Consider the following 16,895-nt stretch of genomic DNA (forward strand, 5'->3'; position numbering starts at 1 on the left):
GGGTTCAACTTTCAATGGGCCTGGTCGTCTGGTGTGGCGGCCGGGATGGCGGTTTAGCTTGTTTATCGCGCCAGAGCAGGGTAAACAAGCTCACTACTGCAGCTGGGTATTTTCATAGCAAGCCTGATATTCAGCTAGGTTCGTTGTCATCACCTGAGTTAACGCATCTGTGAACTCTTGCTCATGGGAATCATGGTATTGCAATGAATGTAGTGGTACTTTCCATTCATGCATGATCTTAATATTTTTATTATAAAAGCCAGTTATATCAACCAGTTCAATATCATCGCGTTTTTCACCAATAAAGTAGGGAAATATCGTTGATGCCAAGCAAATATCATTAGAATTTACCACTTTTTCAAATGCCATAAATAGGCTTGAAGTCATTAAGCTTACCTCGGGTTTCTGGTTAACTTTTTGCGCGCAAAGTTCAAAAAGGTCATTCAAGTCTGCAATGGGACCATTATTGGTTAATACCAGTTTGTGATTAAAAATGGCCTCCATGGTGATTTCATTTTTCAAAATAGGGTGGTTCTTTTTAACGGCTAAAAACCAATATTTCACCTCAGCTAACGTGCTAATTTGGACATTTTCCTGCTGACGAGTACGAGTGCCAAAAGCGTAATCAATTTTACCTTGGGCAATATATTGTTCAACGTTGTCAGCCCAGGGGTGGATGTCAACGGTTCTAGATATGCCTAAGTCTTGATTAACCTGTTCAATGGCATCAAGAATAAAGCTCGACATATGCTCTGGCGCAGCGATATGTAGCACTTTCTGCTGCAATGGCTGCCTGTTTGCAACCTGGGCCATTTCATCGTAAGCGGCAATGATGGCTTTCGCTAAAGGGTATAGGCGCGAGGCCATGGCGTTAGGCTGTAAGCCATATTGCTTTCTGATAAACAGTTCATCATGGATAACTTCACGCATGTTGCTTAGCGCTCGGCTTATCTTAGGCTGAGTGCTATTGAGTTTCTCTGCCACTATGCTGCCATTTTTAAATTCGAATAAACCGATCAGCACTTTTAACGTAAAATAATCTAGTCTTGACAGTTGTTTTTGCATAGTTTTTTACCAAGTGAGCCAGTCTGGATGAGTAAGTTAGCATAATATGTAGTTGCTAAAGTGTGCTTAAATCACACAAATACCTAAATAGGGGTATGTTTTTGGGTTTGTACGATCTATTTCTCATTATATTCAGTTAGATACTGCATTAATTTGAGGTGCTTGTTGTTGGTTTGTTCTGGTTTGGTGACGTTGAGGTTTAAGATGCTAAACTTTTATCTGCCTTGTTGGTCACAGGGGGCTTTAATTAATGAAAACCATTCCCAATACGCAGATAAAGCGTAAAAGTATTGATAGTTTCCTAGATAATGGCGAGTTAGTAGCGGAATACATCACAGAGGTGACTTTGTACAAAAAAATCCTTATTGCGTTTATTGCACTTGTCATTAGTGGTTGTGCTGCACGTATTGAGCAAACTGCTGGCAATGGCATTGCTGTCGATGGGTATAGCGTAATGACTGATGCTCAACGATGGAATGAAGCTCGTTTACTGCAATTTCACCAGCAGTGGCAGGGCACACCATATCGATTAGGCGGATTAACCAAAAAAGGCTTAGATTGTTCTGGTTTGGTGTATGTGGCTTATCAAGATCTCGTGGGGCCCAGTATTCCAAGAACTGTGCAAGGTCAAACAAGCTTAGGTATTCGCATTGCTAAAAGTGACTTACAAAGTGGTGACTTAGTGTTTTTTAAAACCACGGGCAGTGGACGTCATGTTGGGGTGTATTTGTCTGGTAATCGCTTTTTACATGTATCGACCAAAAAAGGGGTGATTATTTCCAGTATGGATAATGTTTATTGGAAACCGCGATACTGGTTTGCTAGTCGTATTTAACACCGTTTCGCTATCTGTTGATCAATCTCTCCGCTATGGCAGATAAATTATGTTATTTTAGCCTCATCTAAGTCGTTATTGTTTATGTGATCAAGTTTAAGGACCCAGTCATGACTAAAGCTAAAATCGGTATTGTTACTGTAAGTGATCGTGCCAGTGCAGGTGTATACGAAGATTTATCAGGTAAGGCCATCATTGCTGTACTAAATGAGTACTTAACCTCCGAATGGGAACCTGTTTATAAAGTTATCCCTGATGAGACAGATGTGATTGAAGCCACCTTGATTGAGATGGCTGATGTGCAAAACTGTAGCTTAATTGTCACCACTGGTGGTACCGGCCCTGCTAAGCGTGATGTTACTCCTGAAGCCACAGAAGCGGTGTGTGATAGAATGATGCCAGGTTTTGGTGAGCTAATGCGCGCTGAGTCATTAAAGTTTGTACCAACGGCTATTTTGTCTCGTCAAACAGCAGGTTTACGCGGTGATTCACTGATTGTTAATTTACCAGGCAAGCCTAAGTCAATTCGTGAGTGTTTAGATGCGGTGTTCCCAGCGATCCCTTACTGTATTGATTTGATGGATGGCCCTTTTTTAGAGTGTGATGAAGCGGTGATTAAACCGTTTAGGCCGAAAGCAAAATAGTGCACTAAGAAGTTTATTATAGTGATGAATAAAAACCAGCCGCGGCTGGTTTTTATGTTTGTAATCTAGCATTAAGCCCCTTTTCGGAGGATTAAATTGGCACTGTAACCGGTAAATATCACCAAACTTGGTATGGCAACAAGATGGGCAAATATATCGGGTTCAGTACTAAAGTTTAGCCAAAATAGTAATCCCCAGCTTATTAATAAATAGCCAATGCTGAGTGCGATATGTGGTATGTACTTTTTCATTGTAGTTTCCTTACTGGGTATTTCATTCACTAAGTTGTTACTGGCTGAGCTCCTCAATGACCAGCTTTAAACTTACCTCTATCAGTATAAAAACTAGACAATCCGTTCGTAAGTGTCATTATTGACAAAATCAGGGTCGATAGTGACATTGTTTGGGGTTTATCATGAAAAGGATTTACATTCTTGCTGCGGGTAATGTTGTCGCAGGTGGTTTAGTCAGTTTTCTCGATGTGTTCAGTTTCTGTAATAGTTATTGGCGGCGGATGCATGCCGAGGTGACTGAAGACTTATTCCATTGTCAGGTCATTTCCAGTGATGGCGAAAACGTTAAAACCACCCAAGGATTCGAAATTCCTGCCAAAGGCTTTGAGCATCCTGAAGATATTTTGCAAGCTGATGCGGTTATTTTGGCAGCCTCTTTTGTGACCAATCGGCAGGAATTTCAAGCGCTGTTAACCGATTTTGAGCCATTGTTTGCGCCGCTAGCCACCTTTGTGGAAAGTGAAAAACCGTTAGCGGCTTATTGTTCTGGGACACTATTGCTAGCGGCATCGGGGCTACTTAACCAAAGGCGAGCCACGACGGTGTGGTGGCTAAGGGAAATGTTTGAGCGCAACTTTAAAGAAGTTGATTTGAGTATGGATACATTCATTGTGTCTGATGGTCAGTTTCACACCGCTGGGGCGACTACCTCAAATTTAAGTTTGGCGCTGCATTTGGTATCAATGCTGGCTGGCGAGGAGTTGGCGCAACAGATGTCGAAGATATTATTGATTGACCCCAATCGCTCTCAACAGCCTTTTATGACCATGTCTATTAATCCTGAGCAACATAATGATGAGCTGATCCAAAAGGTGCAGTTATGGATGCAAGTAGATTTGAGTCAGCATTGGTCATTGGATGACATTGCCGATAAATTTGCAGTGGGTAAACGCACCTTAATTAGACGCTTTAAAAAAGCGGTTAATGAAACCCCAGCCAGTTATATGCAGCGCTTACGTGTGGATGAGGCGAAACGCTTACTGGAAACTACCGATCTTGCCATTGAGCATATTGTTCAGCGGGTCGGCTATGAGGATGTCAGTTCATTTAGAAAGCTGTTTATTCAACTCACCAGCTTAAGCCCTAGGGCATACAGGCAAAAATTTAATATTAATATCCGTTGGTAACTTTAATCTGGTTATTCATGATGACGAAGTCTATGACAATGACAGTCAATTAATCAGCTGCTTAAGTTCATTGCCTGTTTCGAGCAAACTCCTTGTAGATGATTGAACATGACTGGCTCGATGTTACTTGAGCCAGTCATGTTCAAATGATTAATTAACAGGCATTACAATCCAAAGACCACTTTTTCACTTTTAAGTAGTCGCTCTAACCCTAGTGCAAGGGCGATTGAAATCACTATGGTGGCAGCTGATGAAACTAACAGCTGCAACATAGGCACTTCACGGCCTTTAATAAACGCCATTAACGCTTGCTGCTGGCCTGAAACCGGAAGCCACTCAAGCACATCAGGGGCGATGTTATAACTGGCGGCCATGGATAATGCCAGCGGTACAAATAACACCATAGTCAGATAAGACTGCGCCTCTTTAAAACTCTTTGCCATAAATGACACAAACAGTTGCAGTGTTGCTGCCATAATCGCTAATGGGATGCCAATGAGTAGCATCAGCGCCATAAAGTCAGGCGAAATAGTGACGCTAAAGCCCAGCTGCTGCCAAGGCACAAAGGTATAAGCGAATTTAGAGACGATTAAAATCAAGATTAACCCCAGCAAGGCAAAGCAAGTAACTGCGATAATTTTGCCCAGCACTAACTGGCGGGTGCTAATCGGGTGGCTTAACAGTAATGCCAGCGAGTTACGTTCACGTTCACCGGCACTGGTATCAATGGCCAAGTTCATGCCAGAGATAAACACCGAATAAATCATGGTGAAAATGGCAATGCCGAGAATAAAGCCGCCTTTAGAGTCAGGTGTCGCCTGATCTTCTACAACAACTTTAACTGGCTGTACAACCGCTGGATTAATTCCGCGAGCAATTAAGCGTAAACTGCCCATTTCACTGCTGTAAGCTTGCAACTGTAGCTCAACTCTACGAATTGATTTTTGTAGCTTTTCATTAGAGTTATCTGCAATTAAGGTTACTTCAGCAGGTTTAGCTGCCGCCATTTGCACGGCGTAGTCAGCACTGATGAGCAGCTCTATTTCTTTGGTGTCGTTATCATCAGTATGGGTAATACCGCGATTATTTAAAAAGCGCACTAAGTCAGGGGCATTGTCAGCATTGCTGATTTTAATGTTGAGATCTTCAGGGCTTGAAAGCTGACCAATAAGCACCATGAACATGCCGCACATTAAAATAGGTGTACCAATGGCGTAATATAATCCCGCCATCACCGATCGTTTGTCGCGCATTGCATCAATCAGTTCTTTTTGAACCATAGCTATCACTGTTTTCATTAGGCTGGCATTCCTTTGTCAGTATTGAAATCAAGATTGATCAATGCGGGGTTATTTGCTGGCTGCATTTTACTTTTGAACGGGATAAGTTCTTTTTCAATTATGGCTAATATGGTTTTCATTAGGCTGCGATCCCTTCGTCAGTTCCAATCAGTTTTATAAAGGCTTCTTCTAATGAGTCTTCGCCTGTTTGCTGGCATAACTCGGCAGGGCTACCAGTGGCAACAACCTTACCGTCGGCCATCACAATCACTTGGTCACACAGCGCGGCGACTTCTTGCATCACATGGCTTGAGAACAACACACAATGACCGGCTTCTTTAAGCTCGATTAGAATGTCACGCAGTAAGCGGGTACTCATCACATCCAAACCACGGGTTGGCTCATCCAAAATAATATTAGTTGGCTGGTGGACTATGGCCTGGGCTAATGCTGTTTTCATCCGCTGACCTTGGGAAAACCCCTTACAACGTCTATCGGCAATATCTTCTAGCTTAAGCTGTGCAATCACATTAGTGGTTGCTTGCTTAGCATCAGCTTTTGACATGCCGCTAAGTTGGGCAAAATAACTGATATATTCTCTAGGAGATAAACGCTCATAGAGGCCAAATGGATCAGGAAATAAGCCTAACTGGGCTTTGGCTTTAGTGGGCTCTTTGGCGACATCAATACCGTCGATTTCAGCATGACCTTCATCGGCAGCGAGTAAGCCAAATACTGTGCGCAGACAGGTGGTTTTACCTGCGCCATTGGGGCCAAGTAGGCCAGTAATATGGCCGTCATGGGCACTGAAACTTAAGTTGTCTAACGCTTGTACGTCACCAATTTTCTTCGAGAGATTAGATACGGTAATCATGATTATTCTTCCCCTGCTGGAATGGTTTCAACAGTATTGGCATTGAGGTAAAAGCTGCGGCGGGTGTCTTGTTCAAGGCATTCAGCATCGATACCGTCAATTGAACCTGACTTGACTAAATCGGCGATTAACTCATTCCCACAGCTTTGATAGGCCACGCCGTGGGTCGCATACATAGAGGTAAAATGCTTCGCATTAGTCAATTTTTCAGTGGCCATATCGCCCCAGCTTGGCGGTGTTGCTGGATCTAACTCACCTGATAATAAAAGCGTTGGAATATCACTTTCAATGGCGTCACTAAAGCTGTCATCTACCGTGGGGATTGCCCACACGTTACAGGTCGCTTCTAAGCCTTCGAGCATGGTTCTACTCATATAAGAGTTTTGCGCTTGCTGGCGTATATCATCGGTAATGCGGTGAATATCTTCACCACACACAACCGAGGCATGCATGCCCATGGCGATACCTGTGCTATCAGCTGTCAGGGTGTAAATACCAAGTATTGGTTGGTAATTCCCTAATGCCGCTTGATGAATAGCATGGGGGATTAAGGCGCGAATATTGGGCATATATAACGCCATTCTGATGGCGCCATTATATTTACCACGAGTGAGGGTAAAGCTGGCAAGCTTATCGGTTTGTGGATCGCGGGTTTGGGTAATGATAGGCGCCTTGGCTAAGGCTGAGTCCATCTGTTCAAATTCTTGCTTTAACTCAGGGAATTGCTGCTGACATTGGGCGTTTTGCTGGCAATCTTTAAATAATAAATCATAGCCACGGTCAATAGCGCTGCCAATGGCAATAACACTTTGCTGCATTGGCACAACGCCATCTAAGGTTACTGTGGCTATGGCTTGCGGGTATTCACGCATATAAAGCTGCGCCATGCGGGTACCGTAAGATACACCATAAAGGTGCAGTTTTTCATAACCTAAATGCTGACGCACGGCTTCAAAATCGGTTAGTGCAGTTAAGCTGCCATATTGGCTGACATCGGCATCAAGGTTATCAAGGCATTCTTGGGTGTCTTTGGTGATATCAATATCGTCATCATTAAAAGATAGCATCGACATATTGTCATCATCACAAGCCAGCAGGTTTGATTGGCCCGTGCCGCGCTGATCTATCAGTAATATATCCCTATCTTGGCGTACTTTGGCTAACATGCGATCAAAGCCCGCGGCATTTTCAATGGCCGATTGACCAGGGCCGCCTGCAATGGCGAGCATGGCTTGTTTTTTAAAGCTGGGCTTGATGGCTGGCAATACTGCGTAATGAACCGCAATTTGTTTGCCATCAGGTTTGGCTGGGTTTTCAGCAAGCTCAAGTGAGCCACATTGCATTTGCTCTGATAAACCATCGAGGTAGCAGCTAGATAAGATGTCGCTGTTACTTACTGCAATCTTGTTTTGACTAGCATCAGCCAAAGCGGCGCTACTAAGCCCCAAGCTACAGATGCTCATAGCAACGCTTAGACCAATACTGATGCTTAGCGCCGAAAGTAATAAAGACGAACGCTTTTTGCTGCCCACCTTTATTGGTTGGTTAACCATGTCTGACTCTCCTTGTGACATTAGTTGGTTGATGTTCATGACATCTTTCCTTTTTGCATTTCATGATGATTATGGATAAATCATGACTGCTTGCTTAAGTGCGACCGTCGTTAAGGAGGCTGGCAAAGGACCTCACAGTTAATCCGACGGCAATTTTTAGCTTTAATAAATGCTGAAAATCTCTAACTTGTAGCTTTAACTCGCACTGCGATAGCAGTCATGTTGTAAATTCTTAAATTGATTCTAAATAACATTGCTGTCAATTACTTAGAGTGTACTTATTTATAAGCTCACTATGAAGCTGTCAATTAAGGTTATTTGAGCATTATGACTTAATCACCTGTTAGCTACTGGCGGTGTGTTCACTAATTTATCGAACACGTGTTCAGTATTGTCTATGTACTTCAAGTGTATTTGTATTGCCAAATTTTAGCGCGAAACAGGGTTTAGCGGGTCCATTTTGTAAGCCTCAACAGCGCTTGTTAATGACTATAACGCGAATAATGAGGTTACTTTTTTGCTGGTAGTCGCTTTAAAGCCACAATATCGCAAGTTGTAAGGCTACATTGTCCGATGACAATTGTTAGATAAGTTGATCAATATAGTAAACCACAGCCAGTCGCTAATTATCATGCTCATACAGCTTATATGGTTAGCGAGTGTCTTGTTGCAGTTACCAGAGCAGGGCGAGATTGAGGCAATATATTATTGCGGTGACATCGAGTTACTGGTGTTAATGGCTATTTTGCTGGTTATCAACAAAGACAAGTTATGGGAAAAACCTGTTGCGCAAATGTAAAAATCGACCTAAAACTGTGAATTGCGCTTAATTTAGACTAAAAACGCTTATTATTCCTGATGGCTTGCAGTAGAATGCCCGCAAAAGCGGAACACTTGTAAGCTTAAAGGTGGTTAGTAATGTCTCTTGAAAAATTTCACTTAGTAAGACTGCTACAGCAGCAAAGCCAAGCATTAAAAGATAAAATCGCCCTCGAAGGATTTGAGATGGCCGCTCCATGGAATAAAGTTTCTTGGAGCCAGTTTGATACTATTACCAACAAAGTCGCACAACTGTTGATCGACTTTGGACTAAAAGCCCAGGACAAAGTTGTCATTGTGGCGCAAAACAGCCCCCAGTGGAGCTGTGCTGATATCGGCGCATTAAAAGCCCGTACTGTTGTCGTACCTGTATACCCAACAAGTACAATGGAACAAGCGGTGTTTATCGTTAACGATGCTCGCGCTAAAGTTATTTTCGCTGGTGATGAAAGCCAGTATGTCACCGCTCGTAAAATTCAAGCTCAATGCCCAAGTGTAGAGCACGTGATTGTATTCGACAGTCAAGTCGCATTAGTATCAGATGAGCATTTTCATTTTGATGACTTATTAATTTCTGAGACCTCGCCAGCAAGTGCAACCGAGCTAGAGTCTCGTTTATCACAAACCAGCCTTGATGATTTACTGACCCTTATTTATACCTCAGGCACCACAGGTGACCCAAAAGGTGTGATGCTGGATTACCGTAATATCGCTTCTATGGTTGAGCAGCATGATGCTGAAATCGCCTTTAAATCAGGTGATGTATCGTTAGCCTTTTTACCATTAAGCCATGTATTTGAGCGTGGTTGGACCTTCTACGTACTTTGCCGCGGCGGTCATAATGTATATCTAAATGACACCAACCGCGTTAAAGAAGCCATTGCTGCGGTTAGGCCTCATACTTTATGTGTGGTGCCACGCTTTTTAGAAAAAGTGTATAGCGCAGTTCATGACAAGGTGAATAGCGCCCCGGCAATCCGTCAAAAGCTGTTTAACTGGGCAATCGGTGTGGGTGCGCGTCAGTTTGAAGTAAGCCAAGGCCGTAAGCGTGCCAGTTTTGCTTTATCAGTACAGTGGAAGTTAGCAAATAAATTAGTCTTTAGTAAATTACAGAATGTACTGGGCGGACGCCTTAAATTTATGCCTGTGGGCGGCGCTGCATTAGATGTTAATGTCGGCGGTTTTTTCCATAGCATTGGCGTACCTATTTTATGTGGTTATGGCATGACAGAAACCTGCGCTACAGTAACCTGTAATACGTTAGATAACCGAGTATCGGGGTCAAACGGCAAGCCATTACATGCAATGGAAGTTAAAATTGGCGATAACAACGAAATTCTAATTCGCGGTGAGACGGTAATGCGTGGTTATTATAATCGCCCACAAGATACCGCAGAAGCTTTTGAAGATGGTTGGTTAAAAACCGGTGATGCCGGCATGCTAGATGCTGAAGGTAACTTATATATTACCGATCGCATTAAAGAGTTAATGAAAACCTCAAACGGTAAGTATATTGCGCCGCAACGGGTTGAAGGTAAGGTCAGCTGTTGTCCGTTCATCGAGCAAGTGGCTATTGTCGCAGATGCGCGCAACTATGTTTCTGCTTTGATCGTACCTGCATTTGAGTCGTTAGATGCGTGGGCTAAAGAAAAAGGCATTACTTACGAGTCGCCGCTGGAATTACTGCGTCACTCTCATGTGATTGAGCATTTTGAGCAAAGTTTAAAAGAGCTACAACATGAATTGGCTGGGTTTGAAAAAATTAAAAAATTCACCTTACTACCGGAAGCATTCTCGACTGAGTCAGGGTTAATCACCCCAACCATGAAGTTGCGTCGTAAGAATATTTATACTAAATATGACCGTGAAATTAATGCGATGTACGCTCGCTAGTACGGATTAAATCAGTACGGCAGTACGAATAAGTTACTGGTTTACATTTATTTCAAAAGGGAGCTGATAGCTCCCTTTTTTTTGTGGCCATTATTTATAGGTGACTCAAACACGAAGGTCGCTTAAGCTATCGGCTGCCGAGTTTAAATCCGCTGGTTATAACAGCTTAAAAACAATAATAATAAAAGGACTTACCTGTGTCTGATACTCAATTTACCCTGAATCTTACGCCACGTTTTTGCGAAACCGATGCCTTAGGCCATATCAATAACACAGTGATCCCAGTGTGGTTTGAAGCGGCGCGTGAGCCGATTTTTGAGATTGTGAATCCCGGCCAAGATTTGTCGAAATGGAACATGATTATTGCTGGTTTTACGATAGCTTTTAACGCACCGACTTTTTATGGTGCTGAAGTAACGGTAAAAACCTATGTGAGCCGAGTGGGTAACAGCAGTTTTGAAATAGCTCAAAGCTGTTGGCAAAATGGTCGCCAAACAGCAGAGGCCAAAACCACTATGGTGCATTACGATTATCAAGCAGAAAAGAGTAAGCCGTTAACTGATGCAGTAAAAAGCCAACTAGCGCAACTAACTGGCCCTGCAGAGTAATCTAGCTTATAAGCTATTCGCCATGCTGCTCTAATGCTGCTAATAATTCAGCAGTCAGAGTGGCTTTTTGGCCAGTTTTAAAGTTAAACATCACCACTTTTGCGCTGCCTGTAGTGGTAATCGCTTGTTGGGCTTTACTAAAAACACGGTAATGCATCATAAAGCGGTCTTGTTTAATATCGCTGATAGTGATGCCAACCAGTAGCGTGTCAGGAAAGGTCACTGGGCGCTTAAATTTCGCTTGAGTTTCACTAAGCACTGGGCCCACCGAGGTTTTTTTCAATTCATCCATCATGTTTATTTGACTGAAAAAATCAATTCTTGCGGTTTCAAAATAGCGAAAATACACCGCATTATTGACGTGATTAAGAGCATCCATTTCTCCCCATGCCACAGGGATTTCAGTAATAATTGAGTTTTGCGCGATAAACTGTTCCATAACACCACTTCATTTAAACGTTTGTTTGAATTTTGTGCAGCATATCAGTCGCTAACAAATTCAACAACCTCGGCTAATTCTTTGCTATCGATTTGCCAATATGCTTTGATGATTAATAATGATGTCATTGCTAGGGAACGCGCAGAACTTGAAATCCTTAAACTATGCTCGCTTGCAGCAGCTAATCAGCGAACCCATAAATAGTTGGCGCGCCTTGCCAGGCGCTATTCTCACCTACTTTAAAACCGTTATCGGCAAGCTCACCGTGGCGCAAAAGCTATACTTTATTGCGTTTCTGCTGATGCTGGTTTTTGATGGTTTCACCTTAGTGGCTATCATTGCCATGATTGCGATGATGGTCGAGTTTTGGCCACTATTTACTAAAACCTGGCATAGTTTGGCCGGCAAAGCCTTTTTATTATTATTTTATGCGGTGATAGCTAACTTTTCACTAGTATGGGCTGGTACCGTGGTGAATGAAGTCACCGGTATTTCGGCTCAGCACTTAGCTTATACCCACAATTTAGTGGTGCTGCTGTATATGCCTGTGTGGTTTGTGGTGATCAGTGGCATCGCTTTAATGCTGCTTCAGTTTGCTATCCCACTATATTTTGTATTTCGACCATTTTTTAAATTGGTTGGTGTGAAAGCGATTAGCTTTACCAACAGCGAGCATTACCGTAAACGGACTATTTTGTTACGGGTGATCCTGGCTTATATCGTGCTGACCAATATCTTGCTACTGGGAGATTTTGAACACAGTTTTGATAGCATTGACCCCAAGGCCAGAATGGCGAGCTTATTAAAAGAAGAAGCCAGTGTGCAGGGAAGAAATGTTGTTAAAGCGCCAGAGCCTACAACGCAAGAGCCAATTCCTGCAAAGCCAATCGCTGAAGAGAAAATCCCCCAAGAGCTTGAACAGCTGGTTAAAGATATGACGGGTAATTCTATCGCTGAAATTAACCAGGGTAATTTAGCGCCAGCGGATATTACTGCAGATTTAGCAGAGCCTACCTCTGAACAATCAACCGAAGATATTGAGGCCGCTGATTCATTTAATATTAACTTTAGCGATGAAAATACTGAGCGCCGTTATGACTTAGTGCGTGAAGCTTACCGAGTGTTGGTAAGAAGCATGGTAGCAGGCTTTGTGTATTATTTTGAAGCTGACCAATTTTCTCGTTGTGAGCACATTAAAGACAGTAAAGTGGTTGAGCTTAATGACTATGAAATTTTAGAGATTAGCGCTGATAAAGAGAAAGGTAAATACGGCTACACATTTACAGTTAAGCAGTGTATTTCTCCTGCGTTTCCAGCGTCTTATTATTCGGCCCAATAAGTGGTTTTGCAAATTTGAAGACTGGTTTTAGATAGCTTATTTTGTAAGACGTAAGCCATAAAAAACGACCATCAAGGTCGTTTTTTATGGTCGTTAATCATGCTTAATCAATGGTTAACTCAGCAAAGCTTTTGATTTGCGCAAACTTAGCCGTTTTTTGGTTTTCAAAACGCACCATATGGCGGGTATGTAGACCTGCTGCTTCAGCGGCTTTTAGCTCTTCTACCACATCAGAGATAAACAATACCTGCTTAGGGCTCAAGCTGATGGTATTTAAGATATTGCAGTAGGCCTGCTTATCTAATTTGTTACCGGTACGGGTATCAAAATGGCCACTAAATTTAGGGGTTAAATCACCCGCATCGCTGTGGCTAAATAATAGTTTTTGCGCTTCAGCAGAGCCTGACGAAAAGCTATAAAGACGAATATTGCTCGCTTCTAAGCCTGGCATGGCATCAATAAAATCTGGATAGATATGGCCTGTAAACTCGTTAGCGGCATAACCTTGCTTCCAAATTAACCCTTGTAAGGTTTTTAATGGCGTAGCTTTGCGGTCTTCATCAATCCATTGAGAGAGGATTTCAGTAACGCGTTCAATTGACGCATCCGCTTCTAATGCTAAGTCGCGTACATCACTGATACAGTATTCAACTAGCGGGTTATGTTGATTTTGCGCTAGAAAATCACCCATAGCCTTTTTTGAATAAGGAAATAGTACATCTTGAATAAAATCTAGATCAGTGGTGGTGCCCGCTGTATCTACGATAATCGCTCTAATACCCATAATGAATATGTACTCCAATCCTTAAGTTTGCCTGCTGAAGATCCTAAGCTTTATTGGGGCTATTGGCTAGTCCAAATAACAACTTGTGGCGCAGTAACGCACAAATCAGTCGGCAGTATTTATATTTTTGCTAGCTACGCAGATGAAAACAGCCAATATTCAACAATCTTACTGTAGAAAAGGTGAGAATGTTAACAACATTAGGTATGATGAATTCAGTTACTTAGCTAAAAACATCATCACCTTAAAAGGCTATTACTATGATCTCAAAATGGGCAAAACGATTTTTCCAAATGGCAGAACTGGTAGGCTCTTGGAGTAAAGATCCCTCTACCCAAGTGGGCGCGGTGATCACCAAGCATAACCGTATAGTGTCTGTTGGCTTTAATGGTTATCCCCATGGTATTTCTGACAGTGCAGAAACCGATGACCGTGATATGAAGCTACTTAAAACCCTGCATGCGGAAGAAAATGCCATTTTATTTGCTAAGCGAGATTTAGATGGTTGTGATATTTGGGTGACCCATTTTCCTTGCCCTAACTGTGCTGCCAAGATTATCCAAACCGGGATAACCGGGGTGTTCTGCCCTGAGCAAAGCACAGACTTTTTGTCTCGCTGGGGCGACAAGATTAAAATTAGCCAAGATATGTTTTTACAAGCTGGGGTTAAAGTGAACTGGTTACCGATAAACGAACTTAGCGACGATTAACCTTACTGTAACTAATACGCTGAAGAAGTCGCCTTATTGGCGACTTTTTTTGTGGTTGATTTTCGGGTTATAGCTTGCGTCATTTTATTTCACTGCTGTACTCATTCACCCCTAGCTAAGTTTTTCACAACTTACTAATACTTAAAAAGTATAAAAATCAGTATTGTTATTACTCGCTCAATTAGATTTTATTCAATTATATTTTTATCAATTAGATTTATCTCATGAATATGATCAAGGTCAAATTAATGTCTACCTATTTTAAGTAACATCTTTAACAAGGCATTAAAGATTTGGTTTGTCTTGATTGATAAAAAGAACTAAAGAAAAATTGATGAGGTAGTAATGATGAACAAAAAAATAGCGATGACAGTAGCCTTAGTGGCAATGTGCATGATTGGCGGCAGTTTTGCAGCTGATGGCGGCAACCCTAAAAAGGGTAAACATCTGTATAAAAAACAATGTAAAGCTTGCCATAGTGTCGGCACCGAAGGCCCTGAGTTAACCCCAATGGCAAAAACCATGAGCCAGTGGGACAGATTTTTCAAGCGCGATCAACATAAGGCTAAGCCTGAAGTATTCAAAGCCCTATCAGAAAAAGATCTGAAAGATATTCAGCAGTTTTTATATGACCACGCAGCGGACTCTGATCAGCCACAAACCTGCGGCTAGCGGAAATCGTGCGTCCTGATGGCGGCTTAGACTTAATGCAAAAGTCAGAATAAGCCAGCAACACCATCAGTTAATCCAGATAAAAAGCAGAAAAATTGAGTTTATCGCTCAGGGATTTCTGCAGCCAAAATTTAGCCTAAACCTATGTATTTGGATGGTTTAGTCAAAATAAAAGGAAGCCAAATTATGCGTACCTTAATATCAATACTCGTTGCCAATGCATTAGCGTTTAGTGGTGCGGCCATGGCCGCAGCACCGTCATCAGCCAATGATGATGCTCAAAAAATGGCAGAGCTAAAACAGCAATTAACCGAAATAACCGAAGAGCTTGACGATCTTAATTCACGGGTGGATAAAACTGAGCGCCATAGCGCCTTAGATAGATTAACTATCACAGGTGACTTTAGAACCAAAGTGCATTCATTGCACTATCAAGATGTGACTTGGAATCCTGCCATTAATGTTAATTTTTCAGATTTTGGCGCCAAAGCCATGTCAGGAGCATTTGGCGACCCTACTAGCGCTGACTCACCACTTGGGCAAATGATGGCGACCAATCCTGCTTTAGCTCAAGCATTTCAAAGTGGCCAATTACAAGGTGTTATGCCCTATGTACTCGCGCCTAAAACAGTTCAAGACATCGACAATGACTTACTTTATACCACTCGTTTACGCTTAAATATGAAAGCTAAAGTGTGGGATAACGTCAGCTTTGCGGGTCGTTTATCTATGTATAAAAACTGGGGCGATTCAACTGGCACACAAGTGTTTGATTCATGGCGCTCATTCACCATGGATGGCACCAGTAGTGGCAATACCAGTGGTGATTGGCTCAGAGTGGAAAGAGCCTATTTTGACTGGCGTAATATAGGTGGCAGTCAAACTTACCTGTCAATTGGTCGTCGTCCATCAACTTACGGCCCACCAAGTCATTACCGTGAAAACGAAATGCGTGGCGGTACCCCATCTGGTCATTTAGTTAACTTTAACTTTGACGGCGCCACTTTAGGTTACAAACTCGGTGAAATTACTGGTATTGATGGCCAAGTGGTGCGCTTTTGCTATGGCCAAGGTTTTGAGTCTCAGTGGGGCAATGGCGAAATGTTTGGCGATATCGTCACCAAAGATACCCATTTAGGCGGCTTTAATATTGATGCCATTAACGATGGTAACCACTTCTTACAGTTAACCTTATTTGGCGCCAAAGATGTTAATGATGGCTTCAAAGGCACCATGGCATTTCCAACTCAGTTGGCAGGTATATTTGCGCCAACCATGTATCAAGATATGCAAAAGTTCGACAACTTTAACTTTGTCACCCGCGTACAACCCAGTGGCGTGATTGGTGATATGTACTTAGGTGGTTTGGGTTATGCCTATGAAAGTGATGAAGACTTTAAAGCCTTTGCTTCATTAGGCTGGACTCGCGCTGAGCCAAATGGCAACAGCGGTATGTTTGGTGGCATGTTATCTGATGCCGTTTTTGAAGCGCAGCTTAACAGCACTGGTACTGAAATCATTATGATGCCAACGGTTGCTGATGATGCCTCAACAAAAGACGGCTATGGTATTTATGTTGGTTTCCAAATGCCTGCACCAATGGGTAAATTTGGCCTTGAATATAACTATGGCTCTGAATTCTGGACGCCGTTCACCCAAGCTCAAGATGACCCAATTGGCAGCAAATTAGCGACTCGTGGCCATGTTGCTGAAGCCTATTACATCTTTGATATCAATCCTAAAATGTTTATCAAGGTCGCAGGGCTGTATTACGACTATGAATATACCGGTAGTGGCACTCCAGTGGGCGCACCGCAAAAAATTGATGATGTGATTGCAGGCTCTGCCTATTCCATGTTGCCTGTTGTTGATACTGCTTATGATGTAAATGCATCATTAACAGTTAATTTCTAAACATGGTGCCCCTGCGTGGCAGGGGCTAGGAGCCTTATATGAAAAC

At 42.5% G+C, this 16,895-nt stretch carries 18 protein-coding genes; 10 read left to right on the top strand and 8 right to left on the bottom strand.

All coding sequences use genetic code 11. The features are described from left to right. Nucleotides 1–93 precede the first annotated feature (93 nt). The gene (locus AB4160_RS00005) at nucleotides 94–1,065 is read right to left on the bottom strand and encodes a LysR family transcriptional regulator (protein ID WP_372003089.1); all 972 of its coding nucleotides are present in this window, start codon (nucleotides 1,063–1,065) and stop codon (nucleotides 94–96) included. A 250-nt stretch (nucleotides 1,066–1,315) separates the two neighbouring features. Here AB4160_RS00005 and AB4160_RS00010 point away from each other — a divergent pair, with 250 nt between their 5' ends. After that, entirely contained in the window at nucleotides 1,316–1,900 is a 585-nt protein-coding gene (locus AB4160_RS00010) for a C40 family peptidase (protein ID WP_102435897.1), read from the top strand. Between the two features lie 110 nt (nucleotides 1,901–2,010). Further along, a complete protein-coding gene (gene mog / locus AB4160_RS00015; protein ID WP_372000355.1) occupies nucleotides 2,011–2,544 on the top strand; it encodes a molybdopterin adenylyltransferase in 534 nt (177 codons plus the stop codon). A 71-nt stretch (nucleotides 2,545–2,615) separates the two neighbouring features. Here the strand turns inward: mog and AB4160_RS00020 are convergent, their stop codons facing one another. Then, nucleotides 2,616–2,795, bottom strand: coding sequence for a hypothetical protein (locus AB4160_RS00020; RefSeq protein ID WP_372003092.1), 180 nt, complete (start codon nucleotides 2,793–2,795; stop codon nucleotides 2,616–2,618). A 164-nt stretch (nucleotides 2,796–2,959) separates the two neighbouring features. On the opposite strand from AB4160_RS00020, the gene AB4160_RS00025 reads away from it, so the two are divergent. Continuing rightward, on the top strand, nucleotides 2,960–3,964 hold the full coding sequence (locus AB4160_RS00025; protein ID WP_102435903.1) for a GlxA family transcriptional regulator: 1,005 nt from the start codon (nucleotides 2,960–2,962) through the stop codon (nucleotides 3,962–3,964). A 164-nt stretch (nucleotides 3,965–4,128) separates the two neighbouring features. Here the strand turns inward: AB4160_RS00025 and AB4160_RS00030 are convergent, their stop codons facing one another. From AB4160_RS00030 to AB4160_RS00045, 4 genes are read right to left on the bottom strand one after another with little or no spacing between them, the layout of a single operon-like run. Then, a complete protein-coding gene (locus AB4160_RS00030) occupies nucleotides 4,129–5,262 on the bottom strand; it encodes an ABC transporter permease (protein WP_372003095.1) in 1,134 nt (377 codons plus the stop codon). Beyond that, entirely contained in the window at nucleotides 5,262–5,384 is a 123-nt protein-coding gene (locus tag AB4160_RS00035) for a hypothetical protein (RefSeq protein ID WP_277869075.1), read from the bottom strand. Before AB4160_RS00035 ends, AB4160_RS00030 begins: the two co-directional genes overlap by 1 nt. Then, entirely contained in the window at nucleotides 5,384–6,118 is a 735-nt protein-coding gene (locus AB4160_RS00040) for an ATP-binding cassette domain-containing protein (RefSeq protein WP_102435907.1), read from the bottom strand. The genes AB4160_RS00035 and AB4160_RS00040 overlap by 1 nt, the downstream gene beginning before the upstream one ends. Before the next feature lie 2 nt (nucleotides 6,119–6,120). Further along, nucleotides 6,121–7,671, bottom strand: coding sequence for an alpha/beta hydrolase (locus AB4160_RS00045; RefSeq protein ID WP_372003166.1), 1,551 nt, complete (start codon nucleotides 7,669–7,671; stop codon nucleotides 6,121–6,123). Between the two features lie 664 nt (nucleotides 7,672–8,335). Here AB4160_RS00045 and AB4160_RS00050 point away from each other — a divergent pair. From AB4160_RS00050 to AB4160_RS00060, 3 genes are all read left to right on the top strand, one after another. Then, nucleotides 8,336–8,470: a hypothetical protein gene (locus tag AB4160_RS00050; protein WP_277870011.1), complete on the top strand. Its 135-nt coding sequence runs from the start codon at nucleotides 8,336–8,338 to the stop codon at nucleotides 8,468–8,470. 119 nt (nucleotides 8,471–8,589) lie between these two features. Further along, nucleotides 8,590–10,383, top strand: a complete 1,794-nt coding sequence (locus AB4160_RS00055; RefSeq protein ID WP_372003099.1) for a long-chain fatty acid--CoA ligase — start codon at nucleotides 8,590–8,592, stop codon at nucleotides 10,381–10,383. Between the two features lie 197 nt (nucleotides 10,384–10,580). Continuing rightward, nucleotides 10,581–10,991: a thioesterase family protein gene (locus tag AB4160_RS00060; RefSeq protein ID WP_102476496.1), complete on the top strand. Its 411-nt coding sequence runs from the start codon at nucleotides 10,581–10,583 to the stop codon at nucleotides 10,989–10,991. Nucleotides 10,992–11,004: 13 nt separating this feature from the next. On the opposite strand, the gene AB4160_RS00065 is transcribed toward AB4160_RS00060, so the two are convergent. Next, nucleotides 11,005–11,430: an acyl-CoA thioesterase gene (locus AB4160_RS00065; protein WP_372003102.1), complete on the bottom strand. Its 426-nt coding sequence runs from the start codon at nucleotides 11,428–11,430 to the stop codon at nucleotides 11,005–11,007. A gap of 148 nt (nucleotides 11,431–11,578) precedes the next feature. Between AB4160_RS00065 and AB4160_RS00070 the strand changes: the two genes are divergently transcribed. Next, nucleotides 11,579–12,769, top strand: coding sequence for a hypothetical protein (locus tag AB4160_RS00070; protein ID WP_372003104.1), 1,191 nt, complete (start codon nucleotides 11,579–11,581; stop codon nucleotides 12,767–12,769). A 103-nt stretch (nucleotides 12,770–12,872) separates the two neighbouring features. Here AB4160_RS00070 and mtnC read toward each other — a convergent pair whose 3' ends face one another. Beyond that, the gene (gene mtnC / locus AB4160_RS00075) at nucleotides 12,873–13,553 is read right to left on the bottom strand and encodes an acireductone synthase (protein WP_076541452.1); all 681 of its coding nucleotides are present in this window, start codon (nucleotides 13,551–13,553) and stop codon (nucleotides 12,873–12,875) included. Nucleotides 13,554–13,813: 260 nt separating this feature from the next. Between mtnC and AB4160_RS00080 the strand changes: the two genes are divergently transcribed. The 3 genes from AB4160_RS00080 (at nucleotide 13,814) to AB4160_RS00090 (ending at nucleotide 16,849) form a co-directional block, all read left to right on the top strand. Continuing rightward, the gene (locus tag AB4160_RS00080) at nucleotides 13,814–14,263 is read left to right on the top strand and encodes a dCMP deaminase family protein (protein ID WP_102435917.1); all 450 of its coding nucleotides are present in this window, start codon (nucleotides 13,814–13,816) and stop codon (nucleotides 14,261–14,263) included. A 348-nt stretch (nucleotides 14,264–14,611) separates the two neighbouring features. Continuing rightward, on the top strand, nucleotides 14,612–14,935 hold the full coding sequence (locus AB4160_RS00085; protein ID WP_372000418.1) for a c-type cytochrome: 324 nt from the start codon (nucleotides 14,612–14,614) through the stop codon (nucleotides 14,933–14,935). A 186-nt stretch (nucleotides 14,936–15,121) separates the two neighbouring features. Next, a complete protein-coding gene (locus AB4160_RS00090; RefSeq protein ID WP_102435921.1) occupies nucleotides 15,122–16,849 on the top strand; it encodes a DUF3373 domain-containing protein in 1,728 nt (575 codons plus the stop codon). Nucleotides 16,850–16,895 lie beyond the last annotated feature (46 nt).

The organism is Shewanella sp. 10N.286.51.B8, from assembly GCF_041469325.1.
In the GTDB taxonomy this organism is placed as follows: Bacteria; Pseudomonadota; Gammaproteobacteria; order Enterobacterales; family Shewanellaceae; genus Shewanella.

What these genes read in the sequence shown, in the direction of transcription:
- AB4160_RS00005 (WP_372003089.1), bottom strand. Translation starts at nt 1,065, where the DNA reads ATGCAAAAACAACTGTCAAGACTAGATTATTTTACGTTAAAAGTGCTG.
- AB4160_RS00010 (WP_102435897.1), top strand. Translation starts at nt 1,316, where the DNA reads ATGAAAACCATTCCCAATACGCAGATAAAGCGTAAAAGTATTGATAGT.
- mog (WP_372000355.1), top strand. Translation starts at nt 2,011, where the DNA reads ATGACTAAAGCTAAAATCGGTATTGTTACTGTAAGTGATCGTGCCAGT.
- AB4160_RS00020 (WP_372003092.1), bottom strand. Translation starts at nt 2,795, where the DNA reads ATGAAAAAGTACATACCACATATCGCACTCAGCATTGGCTATTTATTA.
- AB4160_RS00025 (WP_102435903.1), top strand. Translation starts at nt 2,960, where the DNA reads ATGAAAAGGATTTACATTCTTGCTGCGGGTAATGTTGTCGCAGGTGGT.
- AB4160_RS00030 (WP_372003095.1), bottom strand. Translation starts at nt 5,262, where the DNA reads ATGAAAACAGTGATAGCTATGGTTCAAAAAGAACTGATTGATGCAATG.
- AB4160_RS00035 (WP_277869075.1), bottom strand. Translation starts at nt 5,384, where the DNA reads ATGAAAACCATATTAGCCATAATTGAAAAAGAACTTATCCCGTTCAAA.
- AB4160_RS00040 (WP_102435907.1), bottom strand. Translation starts at nt 6,118, where the DNA reads ATGATTACCGTATCTAATCTCTCGAAGAAAATTGGTGACGTACAAGCG.
- AB4160_RS00045 (WP_372003166.1), bottom strand. Translation starts at nt 7,671, where the DNA reads ATGGTTAACCAACCAATAAAGGTGGGCAGCAAAAAGCGTTCGTCTTTA.
- AB4160_RS00055 (WP_372003099.1), top strand. Translation starts at nt 8,590, where the DNA reads ATGTCTCTTGAAAAATTTCACTTAGTAAGACTGCTACAGCAGCAAAGC.
- AB4160_RS00065 (WP_372003102.1), bottom strand. Translation starts at nt 11,430, where the DNA reads ATGGAACAGTTTATCGCGCAAAACTCAATTATTACTGAAATCCCTGTG.
- mtnC (WP_076541452.1), bottom strand. Translation starts at nt 13,553, where the DNA reads ATGGGTATTAGAGCGATTATCGTAGATACAGCGGGCACCACCACTGAT.
- AB4160_RS00080 (WP_102435917.1), top strand. Translation starts at nt 13,814, where the DNA reads ATGATCTCAAAATGGGCAAAACGATTTTTCCAAATGGCAGAACTGGTA.
- AB4160_RS00085 (WP_372000418.1), top strand. Translation starts at nt 14,612, where the DNA reads ATGAACAAAAAAATAGCGATGACAGTAGCCTTAGTGGCAATGTGCATG.
- AB4160_RS00090 (WP_102435921.1), top strand. Translation starts at nt 15,122, where the DNA reads ATGCGTACCTTAATATCAATACTCGTTGCCAATGCATTAGCGTTTAGT.